This window comes from Falsiroseomonas oryzae, assembly GCF_027856955.1.
Lineage (GTDB): Bacteria > Pseudomonadota > Alphaproteobacteria > Acetobacterales > Acetobacteraceae > Falsiroseomonas > Falsiroseomonas oryzae.
On record NZ_JAPSMD010000188.1, the window covers coordinates 1 to 10,212 of the forward strand.

Genomic DNA, 10,212 nt, shown 5'->3' on the forward strand with positions numbered 1-10,212 from the left:
GCCGCGCGGCCCGATGCCGCGCGGCTGCTGCTGATGACGCCGGCGGAGCGCCGGCGGCGGGTCAGCCCGCGGCCTTGATGAGTTCCCGCACGCGGGCGGCGGCCGCGGCACCCTTGAGCGAATCGCGCCAGGCGGCCTCCGCCACGCGCTGATGCGCGGCCACCGCCTCGTCCGCGGCGGTGATGGAGCTCACGCCGATGCCGCCCTGCGGCGGCGTGTCCGGCGCGAAGGGGGAGGCGATGACGTGCGCACGGTCGCGGCCGCGCAGCACCATGAAGCTGCCGGCCGGCTCCACCACCGAGGCGAGGCCGAGCTGCAAGCCGATCGGCACGCTGTCCATCATGGCGGCGATCGCCTCGGCCTCGGCGCGGGCGGCGGCGAGGCAGCGCTGGCGGCTGCGCTCCGGCACCGGCAGGCCGGCGGCCACGCCTTCCCGCAGCAGGCGCGTCAGCGCGCCTTCGCCGAGGATGGCGATGATGGTCGGGCGGCGGGACTGGTGCAGCTTCTTGCGGGCGGCGAGCAGGCCGAGCATCTGGTCGGTCGCGGCCCGCGCGGCGACGCGGTCGGCCGAGGCGTCGGCCGCCTCGGTCCAGGCCTCTGCCAGGGCGCCGTCGAAGGCGTCCGTGGTGGTCGGGTAGCAGACCGCGCCGCCCACCAGCAGGATCTGGTCGGCGCCTTCCTCGACCTGGCGCAGCCGTTCCTGGAAGGCGACGGGGCGGCTGAAATACTCGACGCCGATGCCGAGCAGCGACAGCGGCGAGATCTTCAGGAGCTCGGCAAGGCGCCGGATCGTGTCCAGCTTGATGACCTCGCCCTTCTCGTAGCGGTAGAGCGCGGCGCGGGAGACGCCGAGGCGCGCGGCGATTTCCTCGGCGCGCAGGCCGCTCTCCAGCCGGTAGGCCCGCAACTGCTGTCCGATATCGGCGAAGCGCATGCAATCCCCCGTTGATTGCCGGAATCAGATACAACCTTGGCCGGAGAGACGGGTCTCACGCCCTGGCCGCGATGGTGAATTTGCGGGACGCGCGCGCCGCATGCAACACGTAAAAGCGAAGATACGGTGTCAGGATGGGGCGCGGGCTTAAAATCTACGGTTGCCGAAGCCCGACAGCGGCACACGCGCTGCGGGTGACGGCGGTGCTGCCGCCACCCGCTGGCCCGATCAGGCGTCCGGCGCAACCTTGTGCGCGGCCATCGCCTCCAGGGCCTTGACCATGCCCGAATGGTCCCAGCCCTTGCCGCCGAGCGCCGCGCAGGCGGCGAAGATCTGCTGGGTGGAGGCGGTGTTGGGCAGCGGCACGCCGAGTTCCTTGCCTGACTGCAGCGCGAGGTTCAGGTCCTTCTGGTGCAGCTCGATCCGGAAGCCGGGCGCGAAGGTACGCTTGATCATCCGCTCCCCGTGCAGCTCCAGGATGCGGGAGGTGGCGAGGCCGCCCATCAGCGCCTGGCGGACCTTGGCCGGGTCCGCGCCGGCCTTGGAGGCGAAGACCAGCGCCTCGGCCACGGCCTCGATCGTGAGGGCGACGATGATCTGGTTGGCGACCTTGCAGGTCTGGCCGGCGCCGTTCTCGGTGCCGACGAGCGTGATGTTCTTGCCCATCTTCTCGAAGACCGGCAGGGCGCGGTCGAAGGCGGCCTGGGGTCCGCCGACCATGATCGTCAGCGCGGCGTTCTTCGCGCCGACCTCGCCGCCGGAGACCGGCGCGTCGAGGTAGTCGCAGCCCAGCGCGTTGACCTTCTTCGCGAACTCCTTGGTGGCGGTCGGGCTGATCGACGACATGTCGATCACCAGCTTGCCGGCCGAGAGGCCCTCCGCCACGCCGCCCGCGCCGAACAGCACGGCTTCGACATCCGGGGTGTCGGGCACCATCAGGATGATGATCTCGCTGGCCGCCGCGACGGCCTTGGCATTGGCCGCGACGGCGAAGGCCGCGCGGTCCTCGGCGGTGAGCGACTTGCGGTCCACCACGGTGACCTCGTGGCCGGCGGCCTTGAGGTGGCCGGCCATGGGGCGGCCCATGATGCCGAGGCCAATGAAGCCGATCTTGGACATGGTTCGGGTTCCTTGGGCGTTATCGAAGGAAGGGAAAACGGGATGGGGGAGGTCGGTCGCGCCCCCACCCCAACCCTCCCCTGCTTCGCAGGGGAGGGAGACGCCGGGCGGAGGAAGGCTTGCGCTACTTGTAGGGCTGGAACCACCCGAGCCCGGCCACCGTCTCGCCGGCCGGGCGGTACTCGCAACCGATCCAGCCGCGGAAGCCGAGCTCGTCGATCTTCCGGAACACGAAGCCCCAGTTGACTTCGCCGGTGCCAGGCTCGTTGCGGCCGGGGTTGTCGGCCACCTGCATGTGGGCGATCAGCGGCAGGTGCTTCTCCACCCGCTTCACCAAGTCGCCCTCGGTGATCTGGCAGTGGTAAAGGTCGAACTGCATGCCGACCTTCTCCGGCCCGATGGCGTTGATGATCGCCGCGGCCTGGTCGGTGGTGTTGACGAAGAAGCCGGGGATGTCGCGGTGGTTGATCGGCTCGATCACCGGCTTCACGCCGGCGGGTGCGGCCTGCTCGGCCGCCCAGGCCAGGTTCTCCGCCAGAACCGCGGTCAGCGTGTCGTGCGGCACGCCGGCGGGGGCGAGCCCGGCCATGACATGGATGCGCGGGCAGGACAGCGCGGCGGCGTAGTCCAGCGCCTTGCGGAAGCCCTCGCGGAATTCCGCCTGGCGGCCGGGCAGGGCGGCCTGGCCGCGCTCGCCCTTGCCCCAGTCGCCGGGAGGCGCATTGAAGAGCACCTGCTGCAGGCCGGTCGCCTTCAGTCGGGCGGCGATCTCGGCGGCCGGGTGCTCGTAGGGGAAGAGGAACTCCGCGGCCTTGAAGCCGGCCTTGGCGGCGGCCTCGAAGCGATCGAGGAACGGCACCTCGGTGAACATCATGGAGAGATTGGCGGCGAAGCGCGGCATGTCGGCGTCCCTTCCCTGGCGGGGCAGGGTCATGCCCGTTGCCGCCCTGCGCGGCAAGCCGCCCCGTCGCGGCACGGATGCGCCGCGGCCGGAGTTCCGGTAAGCCGGGGCGCCGCAGGACAGACGCATGGACCAGGACCCCCTCCGCCCCGCCCGCATCATCGGCCTGATCGCGCTCGGGCTGCTCGGGATGGGCTGCTTCCTCGTGCTGCGGCCCTTCCTCTCGGCGCTGCTCTGGGCGCTGATCCTGGCCTACACGACCTGGCCGGCCTTCCGCGTGCTGCGGGAGCGCACCGGCATGTCGCCCGGCTGGGCGGCGCTGGTGATGGTGGTGGCGGAGTTCCTGCTGATCGGCCTGCCGATCGCCTTCGCGGCGCCGACCAGCCGGGAGGACATCGAGGCGCTGCGGCTCGGCGCCGAGCGTCTGATCACCGAGGGCGTGCCGGGCGCCGCCACCTTCCTGACCGGGCTGCCCTTCGTCGGCGACTGGCTCGGCCAGTGGTTCGCGGGCTGGGACACCACCTTCGCCGGCGTCTTCGACGCGGTCCGCCCCTATGCCGGCACCCTGGCCCAGGGCGGGCTGGCGGTGCTGCTGGCCGTGCTGTCCGGCATCGCGGAGCTGCTGCTGGCGATCGCGCTGGCCTTCTTCTTCTACCGCGACGGCCCGGCCATGGCGGCGCAAGCGGAACGCGTGATGGAGAAGCTGGCCGGGCCGCCGACCCGGCGGCTGATCGAGCTGACCGGCGACGTGACGCGCGGCGTGGTCTATGGCCTGCTCGGTACCGCGGTGGTGCAGGGGGTGATGACGGCCTTCGGCCTGTGGATCGCCGGCGTGCCGCAGCCGCTGCTGCTGGGCGTGGTGGCCGGGGTCATCTCCATCCTGCCGGTGGGGGCGCCCCTGGTCTGGATCCCGGCCACGATCTGGCTGTTCGTCGAGGGCAGCTGGGGCTGGGGCATCTTCATGGCGATCTACGGCGCGGCCGGGATCTCGTCCGTGGACAACTTCATCCGTCCCTGGCTGATCAGCCGGGGCGCCGACCTGCCGCTGCTGCTGACGCTGCTGGGCGCCATCGGCGGCGTGCTGGCCTTCGGCTTCCTGGGGCTGTTCCTGGGGCCGGTGCTGCTCGCGGTGGGCTACACGCTGCTCAAGGACTGGGCGGGGCACGGCCCGGGAGGTCAAGGGCAGGCGGGGCACGGGCAGGCGGGACAGCTTCCGGACCGGCCCGCCTGACTTCGGGCTTTTCCCCCTGCGGCGGACGGGATATTGGCCGCCCGGCGCGGGCGGGACGACCCGCGGACCGACCGGGGAGTTCAGAATGGGGATGCGACGGTGGGGATTGGCGGCCGCGGCCGCCCTTGTGACGTTCGGCCTGGGCGTGGCCGAGGCGCGGACAGTGCGCTGGTCCGCCTCGGGCGATCCCAACACGATGGATCCGCACAGCCAGAACGTCGGCACCGTGACCATGGTGCTGCAGCAGATCTACGACCCGCTGATCCACCGGAACGCCGACCTGTCGCTGCGGCCGGGCCTGGCGCTGCGCTGGGACCAGGTGGAGCCGACGCGCTGGCGCTTCCAGCTGCGCCAGGGCGTGCGCTTCCACGAGGGCGAGGCCTTCACGGCGGATGACGTGGTGTTCTCCATCACGCGCGCGCTGCAGCCGACCTCCAACTACGGTATCTTCGTCGATACCGTGGACCGCGCGGAGCAGGTGGACGGCTTCACGGTGGACATCATCACCAAGGTCCCGGACCCGATCCTGCCGAACAAGCTCGCCTCCGTGTACATGATGTCGCGCTCCTGGTCGGAGCGGCATAACGCGACGCGGCCGCAGAACACCCGCCAGCGCGAGGAGATGCACACGGTCCGCGCCACCAACGGCACCGGCGCCTTCCGCCTGGCCGTGCGCGAGCCCGATGTGCGCACCGTGCTGCGCCGCAACGACGACTGGTACGGCTGGACCGAGCCGAATCAGACCCCGGGCAACGTGACCGAGATCGTGTTCCGCCCCATCGGCTCCGACGCGACGCGGGTGGCGGCGCTGCTGTCCGGCGAGATCGACTTCGTGCTCGACCCGCCGCTGCAGGACCTGAACCGGCTGCGCAACGCCGGCAACATCCGCGTGCTGGAAGGGCCGGAGGTGCGGACGCTGTTCATCGCCTTCGACACGCATCGCGACGAACTGCTGTATTCCGACGTGCGCGGCCGCAACCCCTTCAAGGATCTGCGGGTGCGCCAGGCGCTGTACCACGCCATCGACATCCAGGCGATCCATCGCACCACGATGCGCGGCCAGAGCATCGTGACCGGCACGCTGTTCCCCGAGCAGGTCAACGGCTTCGTCCGGGAGGAGGATTTGCGCCTGCCCTACGACCCCGCCCGCGCCCGTGCACTGCTGGCCGAGGCGGGGTTCCCGAACGGCTTCGGCGTCACGCTCGACTGCTCCAACAATCGCTACATCAACGACGAGCAGATCTGCCAGGCGATCGCGGCGATGTGGACGCGGGTGGGCGTGCGGACCACGCTGAAGGCGCAGCCGCTGGCGCCCTTCTTCGCGCAGATCCAGCGCGACGACACCAGCGTGTACATGCTGGGCTGGGGCGTGCCGACGCTGGACGCGCTGTATTCCTTCCAGTCGCTGCTGGCGACCCGCAACGGCGCGCAGGGCGACGGCATCTGGAACTACGGCCGCTACTCCAACCCGCGGATGGATGCGCTGATCCAGCGCATGAAGACCGAGAGCGGCGAGGCGCGGATGGCTGCGATCCGCGAGGCGCTGCGCATCTATCGCGAGGACGTGCCGCACATCCCGCTGCATCACCAGATGATCCCCTGGGCGATGCGGAGCAACATCCAGATCCCGCACGCCGCGAACAACCAGCCCTATTTCCGCTGGATGGTCGTGAACTGAGGGGCTGACCCTGCGCCGGTCCCGCCCTGACCCTTCCCCGCCAGCGGGGGAGGGCTGGGGCGGGGGGCAGAGACCATTTCGCTAGGACACGCACTTGTTCGCCTTCATCGTCTCCCGCGTGCTGCAGGCCCTGCCCGTGATGCTCGCGGTCGCGCTGATCTCCTTCGCGATGTTCGCCTATGTCGGCGATCCCGTCGCGATCATGCTCGGGCAGGACTACACCCAGGCGCAGCGCGAGGCGCTGATCCGCGACCTCGGGCTGGACCAGCCCTTCTTCGTGCAGTTCGCGAAGTTCGTGGGCAACGCGCTGCAGGGCGAGTTCGGCCTGTCCTACCGCCTGTCGCGGCCGGTGCTGGACCTGATCGCCGAACGCGCGCCGGCGACGCTGGAACTGGCGCTGACCGCGGCCTTCCTGGCGCTTCTGGTCGGCGTGCCGATGGGCATCTACACCGGCCTGTACCGCAATTCCTGGCTCAGCAGGTTCTTCCTGACCTTCAGCCTGATCGGCGTGAGCCTGCCGACCTTCCTGATCGGCATCCTGCTGATCCTCACCTTCTCCGTCTGGCTCGGCTGGCTGCCGAGCTTCGGTCGCGGGGACACGGTGAAGCTGGGCTGGTGGAGCACGGGCTACCTGACCTGGGGCGGCATCAAGGCGCTGATCCTGCCCTCCATCACGCTCGGCCTGTTCCAGATGACGCTGATCATGCGCCTGGTGCGCGCCGAGATGCTGGAGGTGCTGCGCACCGACTACATCAAGTTCGCCCGGGCGCGGGGGCTGACCAATCGCGCGGTCAATTTCGGCCATGCGCTGAAGAACACGCTGGTGCCGGTGATCACCATCACCGGCCTGCAGCTCGGCGCCATCATCGCCTTCGCCATCGTGACGGAGACGGTGTTCCAGTGGCCGGGCATGGGGCTGCTGTTCATCCAGTCCGTCGGCGCCGCCGACATCCCCGTCATGGCCGCCTACCTGCTGCTGATCGCCGCGCTGTTCGTGACCATCAACCTGATCGTGGACCTGCTGTATTTCGCCGTGGATCCCCGGCTGAGGGTCGGCGGCGGGAAGGGGGGTCACTGAGATGCAGGCCGTCCGCAACTTCTTCGACAGCGACATCTGGTGGAGCTTCACGCGGAACCCCGTCACGGTGGTCTCCGCCATCGTGGCGGCGATCTGCATCGGCGGCGCGGTGCTGGCGCCCTGGATCGCGCCGCACAACCCCTTCGACCTGGCCAGCCTCCAGCTGCTGGACGCCTTCAAGCCGCCGGCCTGGGACGCTGAGGGCGATCCGCAATACCTGCTCGGCACCGACGACCAGGGGCGCGACGTGCTCTCCGCCATCATGTACGGGGCGCGGGTCTCGCTGCTGGTGGGCTTCCTGGCGGTGGTGATGTCGGTCGTGCTCGGCGTCTCGGCGGGGCTGGCGGCAGGCTACCTGGGCGGCACGGTGGATGCGGTGCTGATGCGCATCGCCGACATCAAGCTGACCTTCCCCACCATCCTGATCGCGCTGCTGATCGACGGCGTGGTGCGTGCCGCCCTGCCGCGCGACGTGCACGACCAGATTGCGCTCTATGTCGTAATCTTCGCCATCGGCTTCTCCAACTGGCCGTCCTTCGCCCGCACCGTGCGCGGATCGACCATGGTGGAGCGCAACAAGGAATACGTGCAGGCGGCGCGCGTCATCGGCCTCGGGCGGGGCCGGATCATGGTCACCCATGTGCTGCCCAACGTGCTGGGGCCCGTGCTGGTCATCGCGACCCTGCAGCTCGGCTTCGCCATCCTGGCGGAGGCGACGCTTTCATTCCTGGGCGTCGGCGTGCCGCCGACGCAGCCTTCGCTCGGCACCCTCATCCGCATCGGGAACGACTTCCTGTTCTCCGGCGAATGGTGGATCACCATCTTCCCGGGCGTCGCGCTGATCGTCCTGGTGCTCTCCGTCAACCTCCTGGGCGACTGGCTGCGCGACGCCCTGAACCCGAAGCTGCGCTGACATGTCGAACACCCGGCCACTCCTGGAGGTCAGGAACCTCCGCGTGGAATTCCCGACGCGGCGCGGCACGCTGGTTGCGCTGGACGACGTCTCCTTCGACATCCACCCGGGCGAGGTGCTGGGCGTCGTGGGCGAATCCGGCGCCGGCAAGTCGATGACCGGGGCCGCCATCATCGGCCTGCTCGAGCCGCCCGGGCGCATCGCCGCCGGCAGCATCAGCCTGGCCGGACGGCGCATCGACAACCTCCCCTACAAGGAGATGCGGACGGTCCGCGGGCGGGAGATCGGCGCGATCTTCCAGGACCCGTTGACCACGCTGAACCCGCTCTACACCGTCGGCCGGCAGCTGGTGGAGACGATGACCACCCACCTGCCGCTCAACCCGGCGCAGGCGCGGAAGAAGGCGATCGAGTGGCTGGAACTGGTCGGCATCCCCGCCGCCGCGCAGCGCATCGACAGCTACCCGCACGAATTCTCCGGCGGCATGCGGCAGCGCGTGGTGATCGCGCTGGCGCTCTGCGCCGAGCCCAAGCTGATCGTGGCGGACGAGCCGACCACGGCGCTCGACGTCTCGATCCAGGCGCAGGTAATCGCGCTGCTGAAGACCCTGGCGCGGGAGAAGGGCACCTCGATGATGCTGGTCACGCACGACATGGGCGTGATCGCGGAGACCGCGGACCGCGTGGCCGTGATGTACGCGGGCAGGATCGCGGAGATCGGCGCGGTGCGGCAGGTGGTGAAGCACCCGGCGCATCCCTACACGATCGGCCTGATGGGCTCGATCCCGCCGATCAGCCACCGCATGGACCGCCTGCTGCAGATCGAGGGCGCGATGCCGCGGCTGTCCGCCATCCCGAAGGGCTGCGCCTACAACCCGCGCTGCCCGCGCGTCTTCGATCGCTGCCGGGGCGAGCGGCCGGAACTGCTGGATGCCGGCGACACGCGCGCGGCCTGCTGGCTCTACGACCGCGCCGACAAGGACGCGGCGCATGCGGTGGCCGAGAGCGGCTATGGCGAGGTGCGTCATGCTTGAGCGCAGCGTCGCCACGCCTCTCCCGCCCGCCTCCGGCGGGACGCCAATGCTCGAGACGGACGACGTCGCGCGCTTCTTTGACGTCTCCCGGCCGCTGATCCAGCGCGTCATCGCGCGCGAGGGCAAGCGGATGCTGCGCGCCGTGGACGGCGTGAGCTTCGCCATCCCGAAGGGCACCACCCTCTCGCTCGTCGGCGAATCCGGCTGCGGCAAGTCCACCGTGGCGCGGCTGGTGGTCGGTCTCTACGGGCCGACGCGCGGCAAGGTGTTCTTTGACGGGCAGGACCTGGCGGTGGCGCGGTCCGACGCGTCCCAGCGCCGGCGGATGCAGATGATCTTCCAGGATCCCTATGCCAGCCTGAACCCGCGCTGGCGCGTGCGGGACATCATCGCGGAGCCGATCCGCGCCTTCGGCCTGGCGCAGGGCACAGTGGAGATCGACGCGCGCGTCGCCGAGCTGCTGACGCAGGTCGGCCTCTCGCCGCTGGACGGCCAGAAGTATCCGCACGAATTCTCGGGCGGGCAGCGGCAGCGCATCTCGATCGCGCGGGCGCTGTCCTCGAACCCCGAATTCCTGGTCTGCGACGAGCCGACCAGCGCGCTGGATGTCAGCGTGCAGGCGCAGATCCTGAACCTGATGAAGGATTTGCAGAGCCGGCTCGGACTGACCTACCTCTTCATCAGCCACAACCTGGCCGTGGTGCGGCAGGTCAGCGACCGCGTCGGCGTGATGTATCTCGGCCGCCTGGTGGAACTGGCGCCGGCCGAGACGCTCTTCACCACGCCGCGCCACCCCTATACGCGCGCGCTGATGGAGGCGATCCCGGACCTCGACATGACCGGGCGCCAGCGCATCCCGGTGGGCGGCGAGGTGCCGAGCCCGATCAACCCGCCCTCCGGCTGCCCTTTCCATCCGCGCTGCCCGCTGGCCAACGACCGCTGCCGTGCCCAGCGACCGGAACTGGTGGCGGCGCGCGGCACGCCGGAGACGCAGGTGGCCTGCCACGCGGTGGAGGAGGGGCGCGACGACCCCCGGCCGGCGCCAGCGGAAGCGCAACGCGCGGCCTGAGTACCGCAGCGCCGGCCCGGCCGGCGCCGTCACACGCCGTTGCACACCGAGACCCATCGCGACCGCGCAATGGGTTACCTTCCGGCCATGCGGGGCGACATGGGGTTGTCCCGCCCGGAGACCATGGTCCTTGGCTACCCGCCGTTCGGCCCTGTTCGGAGTCCTGCTCGGCGGCCTCGCGCTGGCCGGCTGCGGCGACGCGCTGGCGCCGCCCGGCGTGGATCGGGCCGATGTCGCCGCCGCGGCGCGCGAGATC

At 70.4% G+C, this 10,212-nt stretch carries 9 protein-coding genes; 6 read left to right on the top strand and 3 right to left on the bottom strand.

Features of this window, described 5'->3' with window-relative positions:
- Positions 1-61: 61 nt before the first annotated feature.
- The 3 genes from OZN99_RS17540 to otnI all read right to left on the bottom strand — a co-directional run bounded on the left by OZN99_RS17540 (position 62) and on the right by otnI (position 2,987).
- Positions 62-934: a helix-turn-helix domain-containing protein gene (locus tag OZN99_RS17540; RefSeq protein ID WP_270936557.1), complete on the bottom strand. Its 873-nt coding sequence runs from the start codon at positions 932-934 to the stop codon at positions 62-64.
- A 228-nt stretch (positions 935-1,162) separates the two neighbouring features.
- Positions 1,163-2,053 (bottom strand): 2-hydroxy-3-oxopropionate reductase, encoded by an 891-nt coding sequence (locus OZN99_RS17545; protein WP_270936558.1) that lies wholly within the window; start codon positions 2,051-2,053, stop codon positions 1,163-1,165.
- A 124-nt stretch (positions 2,054-2,177) separates the two neighbouring features.
- Positions 2,178-2,987 (bottom strand): 2-oxo-tetronate isomerase, encoded by an 810-nt coding sequence (gene otnI / locus OZN99_RS17550; protein WP_456299885.1) that lies wholly within the window; start codon positions 2,985-2,987, stop codon positions 2,178-2,180.
- Positions 2,988-3,081: 94 nt separating this feature from the next.
- On the opposite strand from otnI, the gene OZN99_RS17555 reads away from it, so the two are divergent.
- From OZN99_RS17555 to OZN99_RS17580, 6 genes are all read left to right on the top strand, one after another.
- Positions 3,082-4,185, top strand: coding sequence for an AI-2E family transporter (locus tag OZN99_RS17555; protein WP_270936559.1), 1,104 nt, complete (start codon positions 3,082-3,084; stop codon positions 4,183-4,185).
- A gap of 127 nt (positions 4,186-4,312) precedes the next feature.
- Positions 4,313-5,863 carry an ABC transporter substrate-binding protein gene (locus OZN99_RS17560; protein WP_270936560.1) on the top strand — a complete coding sequence of 517 codons (1,551 nt, stop codon included), beginning with the start codon at positions 4,313-4,315 and terminating at the stop codon, positions 5,861-5,863.
- A gap of 94 nt (positions 5,864-5,957) precedes the next feature.
- Positions 5,958-6,941 carry an ABC transporter permease gene (locus tag OZN99_RS17565; RefSeq protein WP_270936561.1) on the top strand — a complete coding sequence of 328 codons (984 nt, stop codon included), beginning with the start codon at positions 5,958-5,960 and terminating at the stop codon, positions 6,939-6,941.
- Position 6,942: 1 nt separating this feature from the next.
- Complete coding sequence (locus OZN99_RS17570; protein WP_270936562.1) at positions 6,943-7,854, top strand: ABC transporter permease; 912 nt, start codon at positions 6,943-6,945, stop codon at positions 7,852-7,854.
- A gap of 43 nt (positions 7,855-7,897) precedes the next feature.
- Complete coding sequence (locus OZN99_RS17575) at positions 7,898-8,887, top strand: ABC transporter ATP-binding protein (RefSeq protein ID WP_270936563.1); 990 nt, start codon at positions 7,898-7,900, stop codon at positions 8,885-8,887.
- Positions 8,880-9,956 carry an ABC transporter ATP-binding protein gene (locus OZN99_RS17580; protein WP_270936564.1) on the top strand — a complete coding sequence of 359 codons (1,077 nt, stop codon included), beginning with the start codon at positions 8,880-8,882 and terminating at the stop codon, positions 9,954-9,956. Before OZN99_RS17575 ends, OZN99_RS17580 begins: the two co-directional genes overlap by 8 nt.
- Positions 9,957-10,212: the final 256 nt, after the last annotated feature.

Bases quoted from the DNA above. Each gene is read 5' to 3' on its own strand.
- OZN99_RS17540 (WP_270936557.1), bottom strand. From the start codon at position 934: ATGCGCTTCGCCGATATCGGACAGCAGTTGCGGGCCTACCGGCTGGAG.
- OZN99_RS17545 (WP_270936558.1), bottom strand. From the start codon at position 2,053: ATGTCCAAGATCGGCTTCATTGGCCTCGGCATCATGGGCCGCCCCATG.
- otnI (WP_456299885.1), bottom strand. From the start codon at position 2,987: ATGACCCTGCCCCGCCAGGGAAGGGACGCCGACATGCCGCGCTTCGCC.
- OZN99_RS17555 (WP_270936559.1), top strand. From the start codon at position 3,082: ATGGACCAGGACCCCCTCCGCCCCGCCCGCATCATCGGCCTGATCGCG.
- OZN99_RS17570 (WP_270936562.1), top strand. From the start codon at position 6,943: ATGCAGGCCGTCCGCAACTTCTTCGACAGCGACATCTGGTGGAGCTTC.
- OZN99_RS17580 (WP_270936564.1), top strand. From the start codon at position 8,880: ATGCTTGAGCGCAGCGTCGCCACGCCTCTCCCGCCCGCCTCCGGCGGG.